The 19,003-nt window shown below is 49.2% G+C and carries 16 protein-coding genes; 7 read left to right on the forward strand and 9 right to left on the reverse strand.

Features of this window, described 5'->3' with window-relative positions:
* Nucleotides 1-231: 231 nt before the first annotated feature.
* Nucleotides 232-846 (reverse strand): hypothetical protein, encoded by a 615-nt coding sequence (locus QUA83_RS20115; RefSeq protein ID WP_333295352.1) that lies wholly within the window; start codon nt 844-846, stop codon nt 232-234.
* Nucleotides 847-1,746: 900 nt separating this feature from the next.
* On the opposite strand from QUA83_RS20115, the gene QUA83_RS20120 reads away from it, so the two are divergent.
* From QUA83_RS20120 to QUA83_RS20145, 6 genes are all read left to right on the forward strand, one after another.
* On the forward strand, nt 1,747-3,318 hold the full coding sequence (locus tag QUA83_RS20120; protein WP_333295353.1) for a protein kinase domain-containing protein: 1,572 nt from the start codon (nt 1,747-1,749) through the stop codon (nt 3,316-3,318).
* A gap of 518 nt (nt 3,319-3,836) precedes the next feature.
* Nucleotides 3,837-4,169: a DUF6825 family protein gene (locus tag QUA83_RS20125; RefSeq protein ID WP_333295355.1), complete on the forward strand. Its 333-nt coding sequence runs from the start codon at nt 3,837-3,839 to the stop codon at nt 4,167-4,169.
* 111 nt (nt 4,170-4,280) lie between these two features.
* Nucleotides 4,281-6,047 carry an AarF/ABC1/UbiB kinase family protein gene (locus QUA83_RS20130; protein WP_333295357.1) on the forward strand — a complete coding sequence of 589 codons (1,767 nt, stop codon included), beginning with the start codon at nt 4,281-4,283 and terminating at the stop codon, nt 6,045-6,047.
* Between the two features lie 414 nt (nt 6,048-6,461).
* Entirely contained in the window at nt 6,462-7,193 is a 732-nt protein-coding gene (locus QUA83_RS20135) for a PP2C family serine/threonine-protein phosphatase (RefSeq protein WP_333064224.1), read from the forward strand.
* Between the two features lie 67 nt (nt 7,194-7,260).
* Nucleotides 7,261-8,463: an anhydro-N-acetylmuramic acid kinase gene (locus tag QUA83_RS20140; protein WP_333295359.1), complete on the forward strand. Its 1,203-nt coding sequence runs from the start codon at nt 7,261-7,263 to the stop codon at nt 8,461-8,463.
* Between the two features lie 98 nt (nt 8,464-8,561).
* Complete coding sequence (locus tag QUA83_RS20145) at nt 8,562-8,993, forward strand: hypothetical protein (protein ID WP_445251382.1); 432 nt, start codon at nt 8,562-8,564, stop codon at nt 8,991-8,993.
* Between the two features lie 437 nt (nt 8,994-9,430).
* Here the strand turns inward: QUA83_RS20145 and QUA83_RS20150 are convergent, their stop codons facing one another.
* Nucleotides 9,431-9,628, reverse strand: coding sequence for an NblA/ycf18 family protein (locus tag QUA83_RS20150; RefSeq protein WP_006635253.1), 198 nt, complete (start codon nt 9,626-9,628; stop codon nt 9,431-9,433).
* A gap of 197 nt (nt 9,629-9,825) precedes the next feature.
* Here QUA83_RS20150 and QUA83_RS20155 point away from each other — a divergent pair, with 197 nt between their 5' ends.
* On the forward strand, nt 9,826-10,098 hold the full coding sequence (locus tag QUA83_RS20155; RefSeq protein WP_333295360.1) for a hypothetical protein: 273 nt from the start codon (nt 9,826-9,828) through the stop codon (nt 10,096-10,098).
* A 180-nt stretch (nt 10,099-10,278) separates the two neighbouring features.
* Here QUA83_RS20155 and QUA83_RS20160 read toward each other — a convergent pair whose 3' ends face one another.
* From QUA83_RS20160 to grpE, 7 genes are all read right to left on the reverse strand, one after another.
* Nucleotides 10,279-11,007 carry a biopolymer transporter ExbD gene (locus QUA83_RS20160; RefSeq protein ID WP_333295361.1) on the reverse strand — a complete coding sequence of 243 codons (729 nt, stop codon included), beginning with the start codon at nt 11,005-11,007 and terminating at the stop codon, nt 10,279-10,281.
* A 15-nt stretch (nt 11,008-11,022) separates the two neighbouring features.
* Nucleotides 11,023-11,808, reverse strand: a complete 786-nt coding sequence (locus QUA83_RS20165) for a MotA/TolQ/ExbB proton channel family protein (protein ID WP_333295363.1) — start codon at nt 11,806-11,808, stop codon at nt 11,023-11,025.
* Between the two features lie 241 nt (nt 11,809-12,049).
* Nucleotides 12,050-13,300 carry a ribosome small subunit-dependent GTPase A gene (gene rsgA, locus QUA83_RS20170; protein ID WP_333295364.1) on the reverse strand — a complete coding sequence of 417 codons (1,251 nt, stop codon included), beginning with the start codon at nt 13,298-13,300 and terminating at the stop codon, nt 12,050-12,052.
* Nucleotides 13,297-13,587: a sulfurtransferase TusA family protein gene (locus QUA83_RS20175; RefSeq protein WP_333295365.1), complete on the reverse strand. Its 291-nt coding sequence runs from the start codon at nt 13,585-13,587 to the stop codon at nt 13,297-13,299. The genes rsgA and QUA83_RS20175 overlap by 4 nt, the downstream gene beginning before the upstream one ends.
* 291 nt (nt 13,588-13,878) lie before the next feature.
* The gene (gene dnaJ, locus QUA83_RS20180) at nt 13,879-15,006 is read right to left on the reverse strand and encodes a molecular chaperone DnaJ (protein ID WP_333042223.1); all 1,128 of its coding nucleotides are present in this window, start codon (nt 15,004-15,006) and stop codon (nt 13,879-13,881) included.
* A gap of 132 nt (nt 15,007-15,138) precedes the next feature.
* On the reverse strand, nt 15,139-17,304 hold the full coding sequence (gene dnaK, locus QUA83_RS20185; protein WP_333295366.1) for a molecular chaperone DnaK: 2,166 nt from the start codon (nt 17,302-17,304) through the stop codon (nt 15,139-15,141).
* Between the two features lie 296 nt (nt 17,305-17,600).
* A complete protein-coding gene (gene grpE / locus QUA83_RS20190) occupies nt 17,601-18,395 on the reverse strand; it encodes a nucleotide exchange factor GrpE (RefSeq protein ID WP_333295367.1) in 795 nt (264 codons plus the stop codon).
* Nucleotides 18,396-19,003 lie beyond the last annotated feature (608 nt).

Genomic DNA, 19,003 nt, shown 5'->3' on the forward strand with positions numbered 1-19,003 from the left:
TTTTAAAGTCTTGTGGGGAGTAGGGGTTGGGCGTCCCGCCCGCCCTCAATCTACAATTTAAATGCGCGACAGCTTACTTTATTTCAAGCAATAGGATGGCTAAGCTAATCCGCATTTAAATTGCATAGTAAAATAAATCTTTCCCTTTGTGGGGAGTAGGGGTTGGGCAGGAAATCCCGCCCTCAACATACAAATTAAATGCACAACAGCTTATCTGCGATCGCACCTACCCTACAAATCAAAACTCTCTTCACCAATACTTCCGAGTTCCCCGCTACCCAGAAACTCTTCCTCCTCTACTTCCTCAATCCCAGAGTCGAAACTTTCTATCACAAACGGCAAACCAGCCGCCATCAAACCCCGTTGAATCAGTTCCGGCGTTTCCTCAAACAAAACAAATAGCGGATGAACAGCCTCAGCTTCATCGCTGTAAATATGTCTGTAGCGGTGTGGCATCACCCATTCGTAACCTTTATCCAGCCAAACCTGAGACTGCCGCCAGCGGCCAAGCAACTCAGAAAACTCTTCGCCCGGACGATGAATGAAAATCAAAATTTCCACTCCAATTTTAACTTTCCATTCAGGATCGCACATCAAAATCGCCAAATCGCAGGGCAAACAAACTGCCTGTCCGGGCGATATGCTAGTGCCACTGCTTCCCGCATACGAAACCCCGTCCCGCAAGCGCGCAATTGGCAAAGGAATTGTGATTAAACTCTCATGGGCGCGGCGGATACTCGGAATCATTTCCATGTAAACCCGATATTTTTTCAGCAGGGCGATCGCGGCAGAAGATTCGCTGTACTCTGCTAGTAAAGTCTCGTAATGTGATTGTTTAACAGACATTTTCAAACCAAAGAATAAGTAATTATTAATTGCTGCTAATTGCTAATCGATCGCTTCTCGTTACTAGGAATACCCCATTTGTGACAACTTAAGCTCAAGTTCCCCCCTTCGGAGAACTTGAGCTTGCCTCCAGGCCTTGCTGTGTAACGCGAACAGCGATTGAAGCATTTATGGCTATGGGCTACAAATGTCGGGAGAATGCTTACAGCCTTTTTATTTACAAGGTTTGAGCCATGTGCAGTCTCAAGATTAAGCCCGATACGATGCCTCTTTGTTATTTTATGCCGCTCGCCTGAACTTCATCTGAGCGAAAAAGGTAATCTTGTCTGTAAGGTGTGACTCTGACAGCAACAGGGGAAAACGACGTATTATAAATCCCGACCATATTCGCCATCGGAATGTACCAGTTCGCCTCAACTGAAGTGATCGCAGCCAGATTGCAATTCTTGCTCTCTCCCCTAGTCTATTCAAGAATCGAGCGTCTCTTCAGACCTTAGAGTCTCAATTTCCCAAGCTCAACAGCGCGATGCGGCAATCTTCATTGTCATAAAATTGATTATAAGTCAACATAAAACCTAAATTTTTACAAAAATCGGCTAATTTTAAAGACTTGTTAAAGCAATGAGGGGTTGTACCCCCCATAAGTTAGAGTCAGATCAGATATTATAGATGCACCCTGATGGCTTTCCCGTTCCACAAGAGCGGGATTTTTATTATTGGAAAGCCGGAGCGTTAAGTTTGACAATACCTGCTACAGATAAAATGACGTGGGGATGCCAAGATTAAAGATATAGCAGAGCTAAAGCTAAAACTAGGGCGCCGATCGATCAAACCTCACCCCTAACTCTGCGAAATAACCCAAAGGCGGTAGCATAGTTTGGGAAACGGCATCAACTGAAGATGAACTTAGCGCCAGCAACAGTCCTGCAACAGGGCAAATACAAAATTAACGCGACTTTAGGGATAGGAGGGTTCGGCATCACTTACCGAGCTATCCACACCCATTTAAACCAAACCGTCGTACTCAAAACCCTCAACGAAAGTCTGCGCCAACACCCAGAATCTGCCCAATTTCAGCAGCAGTTTATTGCCGAAGCCCAACGCCGATCGCGGTGTCAGCATCCCAACATAGTCAGGGTAATTGACTTTTTTGAAGAAGCCGGACAGTCTTTTATTGCAATGGACTACATTCCGGGTCAAACTCTCGCCCAAATAGTCGAAACCGATCAGCCGCTGCCAGAAGCCCAGGCCCTGCACTATATTCGGCAAATAGCCTCAGCCGTAAGTACAGTTCACGACAGCGGATTGCTGCACGGAGATATCAAGCCAGAAAATATTATCCGGCGAGCCGATTCTCACGTAGTAATGTTAATAGATTTCGGAATTCCCCGCGGCTTTACCGCCGGCACCAAACAAACCCACACCAACTTGCTCTCCCCCGGGTACGCGCCGATCGAACAATACCTCTATGACGGTAAATGTACACCGGCCACTGACATCTACGCGATCGCAGCCACCCTCTACTACTTACTCTCCGGCGTGGCGCCCGTAGCAGCACCCCTGCGCGATCGCATTCCCTTGACTGAGTTACGGCAATTTCAGCCCAACCTCAGCCCAGGAATCGAGCGAGCCATTCTTCAAGGACTCGAAATCGACCCCCACAACCGCCCTCAGACAGTCGAAAATTGGCTCACCATGCTGCAAGAAACAGAGCGAGTATCAGTAAAAAGAAAAGGCAAGCAAAGTCTAAGATTGCCCGCACCTCCCCCGCCGCAGTTGACTTTTGTGGCATTTGTCGTAACGGCTGCAATTGCAGGCTGGATGGGTTTTGACCTAGCATCGCACTACAACAGCACCAGTCTCAGTAATAGTCCCAAAATTGAATCCTTCCCATCTCTCGAAGATTTGCTCAAATCCCGCGATTTGTCAGGGCCGATGTTCGGGCAGCCATCTGTAGAAAGCAGCCCTCTCTACCCGATCGAACTCAACAAGCGTCCCAAACCCCCCTTAGACACCAGCAACATTCCCGAACAGATCGACGAGCCCTCAGAAACTAGCGCCGAACCTTCTGAGTCCCCAAGCCAGGAAACTCCCGCCCCAGAACCCGAAGCGGAACCTGAGTCATCGCCGACGCCCGAACCCGCAGAGGAGCCTTCTGAGTCCCCCATTCCAGAGCCTCAAACCGAAATCGAGCCATATCCCCAACCAGAAGCCGCACCGGTACCGGAAGTTGCGCCCCTGCCTGCAGAACCGCCCGCCGCACCCGCCCCGCCTGCCCCTGGGAGTGCTAGCGCTGAAACCCTGCCGCCGTCGGAATCCCCGTCGCCAGTAATAGCCTCGCCGATCGAGCGATCGCCTGAGCCTGCGATACCAAGCAGCAGTGGCAACAATTCAGAGAGTTCGATCGCACCTGATTCACCACCCCCTGTGGCAGAACCCACGATGCCTTTTCCCGAACCTGCGACAAATTAGTATGGTTTTTGTTGGTTCAAAGTGCGGACAAATACTTGTTTTATGAGTCAGCAAATATCCGCTCAGTAGTGGAGAAAATAAGGCCCTACCTAGCCAACGACTATCTTCCAAAAACTTCGGTCGAATCTGAAAATTCCAACAGTCGGCGTCTGAGTTTATCGAATATTTCCTATTCCCTCTGCAATCCAAATACCCCCAAAAAAATGCAGGACTGTTTTCTATTTTGATGTAAATTATGTTAGAATATGTGCGCGGCGCTGAGGTGGTGTGATGTCGCGTATTAATACTGCCAAGCTGCAAACATTTTGGTACAAAGCAACCCCAACCTCGAATTTGAGCCAGTGTCAGCGAGGCTTTTGGGCTGAGCTGTGGCGCGTTAGACTGTTCTAACTCTCAACAATCCCATCCCCGACAATGGGGTGCCAGTGTCAATTCCCCCAAACTTCCTTCCTTTGGGAGCAAGCATCATCGGGGACAAGCAAGTTATAATTTGTTGCGGAAGCGCACAGAGATTTTTTATGAGTAAACCCCCAGTTCATGCTTTTTTTGTAGGCAGAGCACTTGCCGAAGCACTGTACGAGCAATTAGAAAGCGCAGCAACCAACGCTTTCTCTGAACTCGGCAAATTTGACGCAGAACAAAGAGAACGCCTGCGGCAGTTCACAGATCGAGTTGTGGAACGGGCAAATAGAGCTTCGGAGGAGGCGATGCAGACCAGAACTGGCACTGCAAGCACCACCACCATTCAAGACATCCATCCCGCTGATTTGCAAGCGACTATTGACGAGCTGCGCGCCGAAGTGGCTCTGGTGCGATCGGAATTGCAGCGTTACCGCAGCAGTTTGCCCTAGCGCTCGATTCGACCACAACTATTATTTACTACGTGAGCGCATTGCTTTGCGCTCCTGCGCTCCTACTTCCAATCAAAGCAACAACATAAAATAAGCAAGTTGGGAACCCAAGTGTCTGCTCTCCTTGATGACTCTGTTAATCGCCACCGCTCCCCCAAGCACACTGGCGAAGCCGATGAGCCAAAAACTGCTAGTAAATCCTACAAAAGTAAAGCTTATCGCTGGAATCGCGAAAAATACTCCCGGCAGCGGCGCTTCTTCGACATTTGGGCCTTTGTCTTGCTCTGGCTGGCTTCGCTGTGGCTCGACAGCAAAAATTGGAGCTACTGGGGAGGCGTGACTGAAGAAAAGAAAGTTGCCAGACGGCGCTTTCAAGCTATCTGGGTTCGAGAAACACTCTTGGATTTGGGGCCCACTTTCATTAAAGTGGGGCAGTTATTTTCCACCCGCGCCGATTTGTTCCCTGCAGAGTTTGTCGAGGAACTTTCTAAGCTGCAAGATAAAGTCCCTGCTTTCAGCTACGAGCAGTTAGAGGTAATTGTCGAGCAAGATTTGGGCAAGACAGTTCAAGAACTCTACCGCAGCTTTGACCCGGTGCCCCTAGCTGCTGCCAGTCTGGGTCAGGTACACAAAGCTCAACTGCATTCGGGCCTGGAAGTGGTGGTCAAGGTACAGCGACCGGGACTGCGGAAGCTGTTCGAGATCGATTTGCAAATTCTTAAAGGAATTGCCCGCTACTTTCAAAACCATCCTAAGTGGGGCCGCGGCCGAGATTGGATGGGGATTTATGAGGAATGCTGTCGCATTCTGTGGCTGGAAATTGACTATCTCCATGAAGGCCGCAATGCTGATACTTTTCGCCGCAATTTTAGCAACTGTGACTGGGTGCGGGTGCCGAGGGTTTATTGGCGGTACGCGGCTCCGCGAGTGCTGACTTTGGAATACCTGCCGGGGATTAAAATCAGCCACTACGAAGCTTTGGAAGCGGCCGGTATCGATCGTAAATTAATCGCTCAGTTGGGGGCAAAAGCTTATTTGCGCCAGTTGCTCAACGACGGTTTTTTCCACGCTGACCCACACCCCGGCAACATCGCTGTTAGTGCTGACGGTTGTCTGATTTTCTATGATTTTGGCATGATGGGGCAAATCCAGTCGAACGTCCGCGAAGGACTGATGGAGACGCTCTACGGCATTGCTTCCAAGGATGGACAGCGGATTATGGATTCTCTGATCAATTTGGGAGCTTTGGTGCCTACGGGTGATATGAGTCCGGTGCGCCGCAGCATCCAGTATATGCTGGACAACTTCATGGACAAGCCTTTTGAAAATCAGTCTGTGAGCGCGATTACCGACGACCTTTACGATATTGCCTACAACCAACCTTTTCGCTTCCCAGCTACTTTTACTTTTGTAATGCGAGCTTTTTCCACCATCGAAGGGGTGGGCCGAGGTTTAGATCCCGAGTTCAACTTTATGGAGGTGGCACAACCTTTTGCCATGCAGCTTATGACTAATGGAAATGGCCATGATACAAGTAGCAGCATTTTTAACGAAATCGGCCGTCAGGCAGCTCAGGTGAGTTCGAGTGCTTTGGGTTTGCCCCGCCGGATTGAGGAGACTATTGACAAACTCGAACAGGGAGATTTGCGGATTCGCGTCCGTTCTGCCGAAACAGAGCGCTTGCTGCGCCGCATGAGCAGTGCTCAAATGGGCACGAATTATGCTTTGCTGATGAGTGCTTTTACTTTGTCGGCGACAATTTTGTTTGTTAGCAATCAAGTCTGGCCGGCGGTCGCTGTTGCCGTGCTGGCGGCGGGTGCAGGGTTTGCTATGCTGCGTTTGTTCAAGCGGATCGATCGTTTAGACAGGATGTCATAATTGTGCAATTTGCGATTTGAAATTTCAGGTTTGAGATTTCTCGCCAGCCAAAATTTGACATCGAATGTTAAGTTTTGGCTGGCTGACCACAGATTGCTGAAATTTACAACATTTAGGCCCTTTGAGGCTAAAAACCCGGTTGCTGCCTAGATTTCTCGCCAGCCAAACTTCTAATTTTGGGTAAAATCCAGTTTTTTTTTGCAGGTGCTGCTGAATTTACTGGATTTACCAAAATTTTAAGATGGGATTACCATCATACGATCTACAATATGAGGTCAAGGAAGTGCAATTTTTCCAAAACTCGCGATCGCGGGCTGCAGAATTTCAAGTTTGTTCGGGATTTAAGTTTTGGAATAAAAAATCGCACCCCATTAAATCAAGCTTTCAAGTTCGATGAGTCCAATCACCCAATCTATGAAACGCTCTTTCGCAGGTAAGACAGACACAGGGCTAGTTCGTTCCGTAAATCAGGATTCGTACTACATAGACTCTGACGGGCGATTTTTCATAGTGGCCGACGGAATGGGAGGACACGCCGGAGGTCAAGAAGCCAGCCGGATTGCGACTCAGGCGATTCAATCTTATTTGCTCGAACATTGGGAAGGGCCAGAGGATTCTCCGCTGTTGTTGGAAAAGGCTTTTTTAATTGCCAATCAAGCAATTTTGACGGATCAGCTCGACCACCCGGAGCGTGCTGATATGGGAACTACGGCTGTGGTTCTCATGTTTAGGGATGAGGGCCGACCCTGGTGCGCTAATATCGGGGACTCTCGCTTGTACCGACTGCACGGCTCTCGCTTGGAACAGATTACTGAAGACCAGACTTGGGTGGCTCAGGCTGTGAAAAGAAAGGCCCTAACTCCTGACCAAGCTCGCACTCATCCTTGGCGTCACGTTTTGTCCCAGTGTTTGGGCCGCGATGATTTGCGGGAGATAGATATTTTGCCGGTGGACGTGCAGCCTGGGGATCGCTTGCTGCTCTGCAGCGATGGCTTGACTGAAGAACTTTCCGATCCTTTGATAGCTTCGCCTCTGAAGTCGATTCGCGCCTGCGAGGGCGCTGCAAATGCTTTAATTCAAGCAGCTAAGGATAAAGGTGGACGCGATAATATTACTGTGGTGATCGTAACGATCGACCTCAAATAATATTCATAGCCCGATCGCACCCGACTATCTAAAATCGAAAAATCTAAAATCTAAAATCTAAAATTGAATGACCCGCGTTATCGGTTTGATCAGCGGCACGTCGGTGGATGGCATTGATGCTGCTTTGGTGGATGTGGTCGGTTCCCAAACAGACTTGCAAGTGCAATTGGTGGCCGGCAAGACTTTCCCTTATCCTGCTAATTTGCGATCGCAAATTCTCTCGGTTTGCAGTGGATCAGCTTTGTCAATGGCTGAACTAGCGGAATTAGATGATGCCATCGCCCAAGAATTTGCGACGGCGGCATTGACAATTCAAGCAGAATATGATAAAGCCGAATTAATCGGCTCTCACGGTCAAACCGTCTACCACCGACCTGCTGAGAAAGCCCAGAAAGACAGCGCCGGTGCATTAATGGGCTACAGCTTGCAACTCGGGCGGGGCGCGCTAATTGCGGAATTGACAGGAATTACTACTGTGAGTAACTTTCGATCGGCAGACATTGCTGCCGGGGGTCAAGGAGCACCCTTAGTGCCAATAGTTGATGCCTGCCTGCTGGCGGAACCCAACATCAGCCTCTGCATCCAAAATTTGGGCGGAATTGGCAATGTTACCTATCTTCCGGCCAGGGGAAAAGGGGGGAAAAATGACGAGTCTGAAATTTTCAGTCTTGGGGATGGCATATCGGGCTGGGATACAGGCCCAGCGAATTCCCTGTTAGATTTGGCAGTACAGCACTTCTCAGGCGGCACTAAGACGATCGATGAAGGTGGAGCTTGGGCGGCATCGGGCACTCCCTGTCAAGCTTTAGTCGAGGATTGGCTCGGCTCAGAGTTCTTCCGCCAAGCACCGCCGAAATCAACGGGGCGAGAGCTATTTGGTGTAGACTATTTTGACAGGTGTTTGGTCGAGGCCGAAGGTTACAACCTCAGTCCTGCTGACGTGCTGGCTACTCTGACAGAACTGACTGTTGCCTCGATCGTTCACAGTTACCAAACTTTTTTACCGGCTATGCCCGATCGAGTTTTACTATGCGGGGGCGGCAGCCACAATCTCTACTTAAAACGCCGATTGCAATCTCAATTGCATCCAGTGCAAGTGTTGACTACTTCTGAGGCAGGCTTAAATGTAGATTTTAAAGAGGCGATCGCTTTCGCGGTTTTAGCCGCATGGCGGGTTCGGGGCATTCCCGGCAATCTGCCTCAAGTTACTGGTGCCCGGACATCGGTACTTTTAGGAGAAATTAACTCTTGTTGGCACAGTTGGGCGTGATAGCATAGAGTCTGAGGGACAACGGCTGTGCGTTGTTGCACCAGCATTGTAGCCAGCAGGAAAAGCATAGGAACAGCACTGTGGCTCACACGTTTTTAATGGAATCTGGCCAATGGACGCTCGAAGGAAGCTGGATTGAGCGCAATGGCGTGCCAATTACGGTTAAGGGCAAAACTTTAGTGAGCTGGAACCGAACAGATTGGTTCAGTATGGTGACAAAGCTCGTATTTCCTGGAGGCGATCGCGAAGAGATTATTTTGCAGTACCGAGGACACCTCAACAGCGATGAACGGCAGTATACTTTTGTACTCCAACACAGTGAACTCGCCCGCGTCGAGGGGGAAGGTTGGATTGCTCCCCAGTCGATCGTCCAGCGTTACTGGGTATTGGGAGACGAACGCCAGCGGCGGACGGGTTTTGATACCCTTCACCGGGTTGATGACAACCGCTACTACCAATCTAGCGGCATCATGTCTGGTCATTACTTGACGAGTACAATGGAAGCAACTCTCGAACGTCAGGGGGAATAACTCTTTCTAGAGTCCACATTTGCCACTTCTAGGGTTTGATGTGAAAATTGAAGGTTTTGCTAGTCGGAGGTCGCGCTCAGATGTCCGACTAGCGCCATTGTTGTCAAACCTCATCCGCTGCAAATAAACAAAAATATATTGAATTGTTAAAAATTTTAAGTGGTTAAAAAATTAACACTTACTTATTATGAATAGTTGTGCAATTTTCGAGTTGAGGCGCGATAAATTATCTTTGCACTCTCCAGTGGTGTCGATCGACAAACTGCTGAGTTCGACTCCCCAATTCGAGTGAAATCCACAAAGAAACTGTCCAATTTTCCTCAAGTCTCGATACAGGTCTTCTAACTTCTGCCTTCGAGTGACGCCCCATCACCCCCAACTCCTTTCCGCCTGATGGAAGTGAGTAAGAGACGGAGGTCGCCGACTGCGACTCTTGGTTACTCAACACCTGGGTTAGGTTCTAAACCCCAGTGGTGTTTCAGAAAATGGCGGTACATGGTTTCTCGTAGCATCATTTGCTCGTAAAGCTTGACCAAAAACTCCTGAGCTTGTTCGCGGCTCATGTCACTTACCTGTGTTTTGAAGGAACACAGGCTAAATTGCTGTTCCAAAGACAATTCTGCTGGTTGGCTCATGACTTTGACTCCTCTGTAAGTAAAGGTGACTTAAAAGTGAACACCTGGATTAACCAGATTTGTATGTTGTTTCAGCGATCGACAGTTGGTTTCGGGATGCCCGATTGCCCATCTGGCTTTAGTCTATATTACAAAAGGTAACAATTATTTGACAAAATTACCATCTGCCATAAGAAATAGCTTACTTAGCGATAGAGATGGCGAGATGCCTGCAAAAGTTCCTTCCGCAGGCATATACAAGTGTATCTACTTGTCAAGAGAAAAAAGGCTCAGTACGAACCAAAAGAATTGAAGCCCTTTATACCAAATCCGGCGGAGATTCTCTCGGCGAGGAGGAGAAGGCGAGAGGAGAAGAGGGGGAGATGAGGAGAGGGGGAGAGCGGGAGAGGGGGAGATGGGGAGATGGGGAAAGGGGGAGATTGAAAGATGAGGAGATGAGGAGAGGGGGAGATGAGGAGAGGGGGAGATGAGGAAAGGGGGAGATGAGGAGAGCGGAAGAGCGGGAGAGCGGGAGATGAGGAGATTGGGAAAATTTCTATTTCTCTGTTCTCCCTTCTTCCTTCTCCCTTCTTCCGACTTCCATCGGACTGACATCCGTTACATCCGTTACATCTTGTACACTGCTCGTTGCCGAACCTTCTTCCTTCTGACTAATTCGAGGGCCCGCCATCCTGCGGTGGAGTGGCGATTCCGGGTCTGAAATTGGGAGCAGCGGGTGCAGGCGAAACAGGAGGAAGGCCCTGATTCGCCCCAAAGTTACTAGGCTGCTGTGGAGCGGGGAGAGGAGATTGAAACTGATTGGGATTGAACTGCTGCTGCCCGGGAGCGGGGAGAGGGGATTGAAACTGATTGGGGTTGAACTGTTGCTGCCCCGGAGGCACAGGAGACGGCAGGGGTTGACCGGAATTGCCGATCGCAGGTGCCGCAGGAATGCCAGAATTGGGAAGCGAGGTATTGGGCAATGGGGAGGGAGCCGAACTAGGAAGAGTTGCCAGGGCAACTCTATCGCCCCCTACCTCTCTCAATTTGTCTAAAACCTCGACAACTTTGGCATATCTCGCATTTTGAGGAGCGTACAGCACCATCAACCCCGCAGGGTTTTGGCTTTGGAAACTCTTTAAAACTCGATCGAGCTGTTGGTAATTAACAGGCAATTGGTCGATATAAGTTTGCCCGAAATCATCAATGCTGACAATCAGCATCTCTCGCATCTGCGTTTGTCCAGTCTTCGCTTTAGGCAAATCGACATTAATGGCTTGCTGGCGAGTCAGTTGCAAAGCCGCCAGGAGAAAAAACGTCAGAATGCAAAAGATCACGTCAATTAAAGGCACCAGTTCAATCCGAGCCTCTTCAGCAGGAGTATCTAGATTAATCTTCATCAGTTCTCAGGAGTTTTAATTATTAGAAGGTGAATCTTCAGCCGGATCGGAACCTTTCAATTTCGGCTCCCGATTCCGTTCTCCCGGTTCTTGAGAATTGAGAGAACGCCTGTTCAAACCATCGGAACCAAAAGAAGAATTGCTGTATTCTGCACCGGGTGCTCGACCCTTAGCATTAGCAGCAGGCCAGTATTGCCTGTAAAGCAATTCCAGTTCATTTCCCGCTTTGCGAAATATTTTTGCCTGGTTGAACAAAAAAGCTTGAAATATCCGATAAAACACCAAGGTAAAAATTGCTACTACCATCCCACTAGCAGTCGTGATCAGCGCCTCGCTAATCCCCAAAGTTACGCCAGTTGTTGCCGCCGTGCCGATGTCGCCCAGACGGATGGAACTGAGCGAGTTAATCAAGCCCAAAACAGTTCCCAGCAAGCCCAGCAAAGGCGCCAGGGCGATCGTAGCTTCTAAGATTTTGTCGCCGCGGCGCATCGAAGCCAACTCTTCATCGGCTGCTGCTTCCAGTGCGAGTCGAAATAAATCTGGTTCGGGATTGTAGAGCCGCAGAGGTGCAGAAAGAAATCGCCCGATCGGCTGTCGGTTAGCTTGTCTGGCAATCTCGTTAGCCGCCCCCCAATCGCTGCGAGCCGCTTCCAGAATGCGGTTCACTATCTGCTTTTCTTTGCTCAGGAGGCTGGCCCAAAACCACAAGCGCTCGATAATGGTACTCAAAGATAGAATCGATAACAGCAACAGGGGCCACATGGCGGGGCCGCCTTTTTGAAACAGTTCTTGAATATTCACAATATTTTTGCTCCTGCAGTACCCGCTAACTTTTGCTTCTGTTCTACTTTTTTTAACAAATCTAAGGCCATTTAATTTTAGCTATTAATGTACTCAGGACTTACCCACTCGCGACTAAAGAACGCCGGTTTTCCGAACGGGGCCTTGGGGTGCAACCAAGTATTTTCGTCGAGGAAACCCGGTTTCTGGGTAAGTCTTGGTACTGTTTTCTAGTGCCTACGGGCGATGGGCGGCGACTTCCTCACAATTCCTCTAAGTCTTGACACATATCTTGGAGTGACTGGTGTTGAAGGCGGCGGGAAGAGCGGCGATATTTTTTAGTTTGCAACTTCGGTTCGTAATGCTGCGTACCATCCGACTTGGTTTGCTGCTTCAAACTCGATTCGGCGCTGCTGGAGTTTTGCAGAGCTTGTTCGCGGACGATCGCCTCTTCGAGAAACTGCAAGTAATACTCGTAGCGCTCCCAAGAGCCCCGCACCACACAGTTAGGCTCGTCTCGGTGCGAACAGTCGCTAAACTGGCAGCTACCCAAAGCCAGCCTCTGGCGCGCTTCTGGGAAATATTCCGCTAACTCTGAGGGATCGCATTCGAGAGCCGGCTGATTAAAGCCCGGAGTATCGGCCAAAAGTCCGCCGCCGGGAAGTTCAAATAGTTCGACGTGGCGAGTCGTGTGGCGCCCGCGGCCGAGTTTGCCGGAAACAGCGTTCACTCGCAGATTCAGGGCCGGGATCAGTTGGTTGATTAAGCTGGACTTGCCAACCCCAGAAGGGCCACAAATTACCGTTATTTTTCCTTGCAGGTGGTCTAGAAGCAAGTTCGGCAACGGCCTATGTACGGGGTTTAACGAGTGTAACGGCTTCACCGAATTGGGGAATGGGGGGTCATCCTCAGAAATCAGTCGAGATGGCTCTCTTTTTTCCACTAAGTCATGGAAAGCTGGCTCCGAGGCAAAAATTTGATTTTGACCCTTAGCGGGGGTTTCCTGAACTCCTGCACCGCTGCGGACGCTAATAAACATTGGTTCGTAGCCCCAGCCTGAAAGCCGATCGCGCCACTGTTCTAACTCATCGGGCGTGACCAAATCGCATTTGTTCAGGCACAAACTCACCTCTAAACCTGTAGATTCGGCCTTGACTAAAAACCGAGTTAATGATGCGGGATCTAAGTCTGGTTCAGCAAGGGCAAAAACAAGGAGAATGCGATCGGCATTAGCTACAGGCGGGCGGTTGAGTTCTGTTTGGCGCGGGAAGACTTCAGAAATTGCACCCCGGCGGTCAGTCCAGTCCGGTTCGTCTACCACCACGCGATCGCCCACCATCACCTGTTGGCCAATTTTTTTCAGTCGAGTGCGACGAGTGCACAGGAGAATCGGAGAATCAGCAAGGGGAGCCTTTTTCCCGTCAATCGAGACTTCGGGATCTAACCTCACTTGGTAGAAGTTTGCCTGAACAGCAATTACAGTACCGACGATCGAGGGCGAATTCAGGCTCATCCTGCTTCCTTGTCTTCTGGGCGCTGCACTTTCATGGAAAAATAGCCCGACTCCGGCTGATCCGCGACAAATTGCGTTTCCAGAATCTGGTAGCCTTCCATTTTGAGACTATCGGGCACTTGTTCGATCGGCTCCCCAGCATCCAGCCACACCTCCAAAACAGCACCCGGTGCCATTTGCTCCAAGCGCAGTTTAGTGCGGACAAAATTCAGAGGACACGGAGTACCACGCAGATCGATTTTGGCATCTGGGGATTTGGGATTTTCAATTTTCGATGTTGAATTCATAATGTTTTTGGCAATCTCAAATCCTGAAAGCCTTAGTTTTTTAAACAAGTTGCCTGGAAACTGGAAAATCTCAAATTTTGTGTCCCATTGCACACAGACTATTATTCTTTCTGAAAAAAGTGAGCGCAATTGCGCTCACTTTTTTGAGCGCTGCTGAAACGCAATGCCCAGGAAGCGTCCCACCTGAGATTTTTGTGAGCAATTGCACACAATTTTTTGACAGATACTAAAACAAATTGCCGGGGAATCCTGAAATAGGAAAATTTGACACCCCTGGGTGTCAAAAATTGCTTATTTCTGAAACAAATTGCCCAGAAATCCTTCCAAGCCGCCTTTACCGGTACGATCGCCCTTCAGCTTAGCAAGCTGCATCAGCAATTCCCGTTCCTCAGCCGTCACCTTAGTTGGAATGTCAATAGACACCGTAATCAAATGATCGCCGCGACTTACTGGATTTCCCAACCGAGGCACCCCTTTTTTCTCCAAAGTCAAAACAGTATTTGCCTGAGTTCCGCTAGGAATCAACAATTCCGTCGGCCCGTCTACGGTTTCCACTTCCAACCGGCACCCTAAAATTGCTTGCAAATAACTAATCTTAACTTCCGAGCTAACGTTAGTGCCGTCCCGCTTAAATAGCGGGTCTTCATTCACCGCCAAGAACACGTAAAGATCCCCGGGCGGCCCGCCCAGTTTGCCGGCATCCCCTTCATTGGAAACGCGCAAGCGAGTACCGTTGTCAACCCCAGCCGGAATTGTGATTTTCAGCTTTTTCATCACTTCTTTCTGGCCCCGGCCGCCGCAAGTTTCGCACTTATCCTCAATCACTTGCCCGGTGCCGTTGCAAGTGGGGCAAACTGAAACTTGAGTAAAGCTGCCGAAAGGAGTGCGGGTAGCGCGTCGGACTTGACCACTGCCGGTACAAGTCGAGCAAGTTTGGGGTCTGGTTCCCGGTTTCGCGCCAGTCCCGGTGCAAGTTTCGCAGGTTTCTAAATGCTTGATGCGAAGTTCTTTTTCGCCACCAAACACTGCTTCCCGAAAATCCAGTCGCAAATCCAGGCGCAAATCGTCTCCGCGCACCGGCCCGCTGCGCCTGCGACCTTGCTGTTGTTGGCCGACACCTCCCTGAAAACCCTGAAAGAAGCTTTCAAAAATATCGGCAAAGCTGTCACCAAAGTCTTGGAACCCTGGTGCGCCTGCACCGCTGACTCCTGCTTCGCCGAAACGGTCGAAACGGGCGCGGGTTTCTGGTTCTGAGAGTACCTCGTAGGCGCGGTTAATTTCTTTAAACCGCTCCTCAGCACCGGATTCTTTGTTGACATCTGGATGGTACTTGCGAGCTAGGCGGCGGTAAGCACGCTTAATTTCTTCTTTGTCTGCGCTGCGAGAAACGCCTAATATTTCATAGTAATCACCGGCCATAGAGCTGCTTGCCTGGAGGTAAATAACAAAAAGTGTACGAAAAAGAAACGGGCGACCTTTCCTGAAATTACAGATTAAAAATCAAAAATTCTCATTGTTAATTTTTAACTTTTAATTTTTAGCTTTTCTGTTTTAAAGGAAAGGATTCATATCATCAACTTCTGGTTCGGGAACCTTCTGTTTTTGTTTTGACTGTGGACTTGGCTGTGGACTTGGCTGTGGACTTGGCTGTGGATTTGACTGTGGATTTGACTGTCGTTTTGACTGTCGCTCCGGCTTTGATTCCAGCTTTGGTTCCGGCTTTGGTTCCGGCTTTGGTTCTGGCTTTGGTTCCGGCTTTGGTTCCGGCTTTGGTTCCGGCGCCACCAGCAACTCTTCTTTCAGCAAAATGCTGTCGTCGTCAGCTTTAACCTCTTCTGGTTCTGATGATTCTACTTCTGACATCATCTCGCTTTCAACAACAGCTCCTGACGGGGCTACCCCGCTGCGGGCTTGGTCGTAGACTGCTGTCCCCAGCGAGTATAGCAGTTGCTTGAAAGATTCGATTGCGGGGGTGAGTTCCTCGATTGTGATGTCGGGGTTAGTCATCGCTGCCCGCAAGGCTGCTGCGGCTGTTTCCGCTTCGGCCTTGAGCTCGTCACTTAGCAGTTGCGCGTTGGTTTTTAAAGTTACACCACAATTATAGACGAGGGAGTCAGCTTGATTTTTGAGTTCGACGAGTAGAGCGCGCTTGATGTCCTCGTCGGCGTAAAGTTCGGCTTCTTGTCGCATCCGCTCGACTTCGGTTTCGCTCAATCCCCCTGTATTGGAAATTTGGATGCTTTGTTCTTTTCCGGTTCCCTTGTCTTCAGCAGCCACTTTGAGAATCCCGTTGGCATCGATTTCAAAGGTAACTTCGATTTGAGGTACGCCACGGGGGGCTGGGGGAATGCCTTTGAGCAGGAATTTGCCGAGACTTTTATTGTCTTTAACCAATGCTCGCTCGCCTTGGAGTACGTGAATTTCTACCGAGGTTTGCCCGTCTGCCGCCGTGCTGTACATTTGCGATCGGCTGGTGGGAATAGTTGTATTGCGCTCGATTACTTTGGTGAACACCCCGCCCAAGGTTTCGAGTCCCAGGGAGAGCGGCGTCACATCGAGCAGCAGCAAGTCTTTGACTTCTCCACCCAACACCCCGGCTTGAATTGCCGCGCCTACGGCTACAGCTTCGTCGGGATTGACGGATTTATCAGGAGAAACGCCCCCAAAATACTTACTAATTGCCTTTTGAACTGCCGGAATCCGGGTTGAGCCTCCCACTAAAATAATTCTGTCTATGTCTTTGGGGGTCAAACTTGCGTCTTTGAGGGCTTGAGTCACCGGATCGATCGTCGCTTGCACCAAATGAGCCACCAGTTTTTCAAACTGAGCTTTGGAGAGTTCCATTTCCAAATGCTTCGGCCCTTTCTCGTCAGAAGAGATGAAGGGCAAATTGATTGAGGTGGATTCCCGGTTGGAGAGTTCGATTTTTGCTTTTTCAGCAGCTTCTCGGAGGCGCTGCAAGGCCATTTTGTCTTGTGAGAGGTCACTGCCTTCTTGAGTGCGGAAAGCTTCTACCAGCCACTGTACAATGCAGTCGTCAAAGTCATCTCCTCCGAGATGGTTGTTACCGGAGGTAGCGTTGACTTCAAAAATTCCGTCTCCCAGTTGCAGGATCGAAACGTCGAAAGTACCGCCGCCCAGGTCAAAGACCAAGATTTTCTGTTCTATATTTTGCTTGTCCAGCCCGTAGGAAAGGGCTGCCGCTGTCGGTTCGTTGACGATCCGCAGGACTTCTAGACCCGCGATCGTACCGGCGTCTTTAGTAGCTTGCCGTTGGGCGTCTGTGAAGTAGGCTGGCACTGTAATCACGGCTTGGGTAACAGGTTGTCCCAAATAAGCTTCAGCATCTTGCTTGAGCTTTTGGAGTACCATTGCCGAGATTTCTTGGGGAGTGTGAACCTTGTTCCGAATTTGGACGTTAACGGTATCGTCTTTGCCTTTTATGCAGGTATAGGGAGTCCGCGCTCGTTCTTCTTCCGTGTCGTCCCACCGCCGTCCGATAAATCGTTTGATACTGTAGACAGTATTTACAGCATTAGTTACAGCTTGCCGCTTGGCTAGTTGACCTACTAAGCGATCGCCCGCCTTGCCGAATCCTACTATACTCGGAGTTGTGCGACCGCCCTCGGAATTGGCGATCACGACGGGTTTACCGCCCTCTAACACAGCTACGCAACTGTTAGTTGTGCCTAAGTCAATTCCAATAATTTTTCCCATAGCGCCTCATAAAACTTTGTGGGATGTTTGAAAACCTCCAACTACAGGTTGGGGGAGGAAAAACGACTCAGCTTGTTCAAACAAGCATCACCCGATCGGATTTGTAGGAAATAAACTTGATGTCCTCAAGCAATATCAACAAGCGGTAAAAACATTTTTCAGAGTTTTTGGAGAAACCGCTGACCTGCTTTTAGTCATCTTTTTTAATTAAGAAGTTGGTGAGTCTGCCACCTGGGAACCCCCGAACTCTATTCGGGGGTAAGTGACGTTGAGGAATGCAGTAGCTTGTATCCCGATTAACCTTCCGAACTATCGGGATTTTCATCTGAGGCTACCACAGATAGCCCAGCCGCTGCAACTTTCACTTTGGCGTGCCGCAATACGCGATCGCCCAGAATGTAGCCGCGTTCTAGTTCTTGGATAATTGTTCCTTCCTCGTGTTCGTCAGTAGGCTCGCTCAGCAGAGCTTCGTGGAGGTTGGGGTCAAACTGTTCACCTTCGGGGCGCATCGGAGAAACCCCGATTTGCTTGAGGCCGTCTACCATTTGCTTGTAAACGCTTTGGTAGCTTTTGTGAATGTTCATTTCGCCATCGGTTTGCGGCTTGATGTGCGATCGAGCGCGCTCGAAATTGTCAATTACCGGCAACAGGGGTTTGATCGTGAGACACCGTGCCTGTAAATCTAGCTCTTCTTTTTCCTTTTGGGTACGCCTGCGGAAGTTTTCAAAATCTGCTGCTAGGCGGAGATTTTGATTTTTCAGTTCTTCTAGTTGAGCTGATGCGGCTTGCAACTGAGTTTTTAAAGCCTCTTTTTCCTCGGTCACCTGCGCCAGTTCCTTCTTCCAAGGCTCCGCCCCGTCTGCAGTCGGGCTGTTGGTGGAACTGCCGGTGATGCTATCCCCGGATGCGTTTGCTGGGGTGCGATCGCCCTGAGCACTTTGATAAGCTCGAGCAAGTTCGAGTTCCCAATCCGCCGATTCGTTCGAGTTTCCTGATGCCGCCGGATTTTCGCTTGCCATTGGCGAACCCTCTGGGGTGGTTTCCCCAGTTGAGTTAGGATCTTGATCTTGCTGTTTTTCCTCGTCAATCATAAAAGCTGCGCGACAGAACCCTATCAATTCTAGCAGATACTGTTAACCCGGTAAATCTAGATGACTCGAATTTACTGTGTATGGCACAATGTGAAAAGAGGAAATCTCGCCATCTCTGGAGACATTGCTCAAAGCTTTCCATAAAATATTCAAAATCCAGTTTAGATATTTACGTATAATATGGCCGTAATGTTGCAAACAAAACGTTTGTTGGTTTCTCATTTTTAATTAACGCGATCGCATTTACAACAATTTATATAAATATATTTTGCGGTCAAGTATACTACAATAATTTCCAATTATGAGACTTTATGTTTCAATGTTTACTTAAAACTAGAGAAACTTAAAGTTATCATCGGTCACGCTGTTTTAGTCGCAAGCTGACACTGCCTTTTTTTACCATTTGCTGAGTTGGCCAAGTGGGGATAAAAAGGAATTTGTATTGAGGAACTAAGTAGTTAGCTTTGTGCTTGTGTAACTCAGATACTAGGTTGTTAATCTTGATGGGAATTGGGGCTGTGGTTTTTCAGATTCGATAACGCCGAAGTTTCTTGAAGTCTGGAATTTTTGCCAGTAAAATGATAGAGATTAGCGGGTATGGCGGCGAT

Origin of the sequence: Microcoleus sp. K1-B1, assembly GCF_036704705.1 — a bacterium.
Classification (GTDB): domain Bacteria; phylum Cyanobacteriota; class Cyanobacteriia; order Cyanobacteriales; family Microcoleaceae; genus Microcoleus.

Coding starts and splice junctions, on each gene's coding strand:
- QUA83_RS20115 (WP_333295352.1), bottom strand. CDS start 846: ATGTCTGTTAAACAATCACATTACGAGACTTTACTAGCAGAGTACAGC.
- QUA83_RS20120 (WP_333295353.1), top strand. CDS start 1,747: ATGAACTTAGCGCCAGCAACAGTCCTGCAACAGGGCAAATACAAAATT.
- QUA83_RS20125 (WP_333295355.1), top strand. CDS start 3,837: ATGAGTAAACCCCCAGTTCATGCTTTTTTTGTAGGCAGAGCACTTGCC.
- QUA83_RS20135 (WP_333064224.1), top strand. CDS start 6,462: ATGAAACGCTCTTTCGCAGGTAAGACAGACACAGGGCTAGTTCGTTCC.
- QUA83_RS20140 (WP_333295359.1), top strand. CDS start 7,261: ATGACCCGCGTTATCGGTTTGATCAGCGGCACGTCGGTGGATGGCATT.
- QUA83_RS20145 (WP_445251382.1), top strand. CDS start 8,562: ATGGAATCTGGCCAATGGACGCTCGAAGGAAGCTGGATTGAGCGCAAT.
- QUA83_RS20150 (WP_006635253.1), bottom strand. CDS start 9,628: ATGAGCCAACCAGCAGAATTGTCTTTGGAACAGCAATTTAGCCTGTGT.
- QUA83_RS20155 (WP_333295360.1), top strand. CDS start 9,826: ATGGCGAGATGCCTGCAAAAGTTCCTTCCGCAGGCATATACAAGTGTA.
- QUA83_RS20160 (WP_333295361.1), bottom strand. CDS start 11,007: ATGAAGATTAATCTAGATACTCCTGCTGAAGAGGCTCGGATTGAACTG.
- rsgA (WP_333295364.1), bottom strand. CDS start 13,300: ATGAGCCTGAATTCGCCCTCGATCGTCGGTACTGTAATTGCTGTTCAG.
- QUA83_RS20175 (WP_333295365.1), bottom strand. CDS start 13,587: ATGAATTCAACATCGAAAATTGAAAATCCCAAATCCCCAGATGCCAAA.
- dnaJ (WP_333042223.1), bottom strand. CDS start 15,006: ATGGCCGGTGATTACTATGAAATATTAGGCGTTTCTCGCAGCGCAGAC.
- dnaK (WP_333295366.1), bottom strand. CDS start 17,304: ATGGGAAAAATTATTGGAATTGACTTAGGCACAACTAACAGTTGCGTA.
- grpE (WP_333295367.1), bottom strand. CDS start 18,395: ATGATTGACGAGGAAAAACAGCAAGATCAAGATCCTAACTCAACTGGG.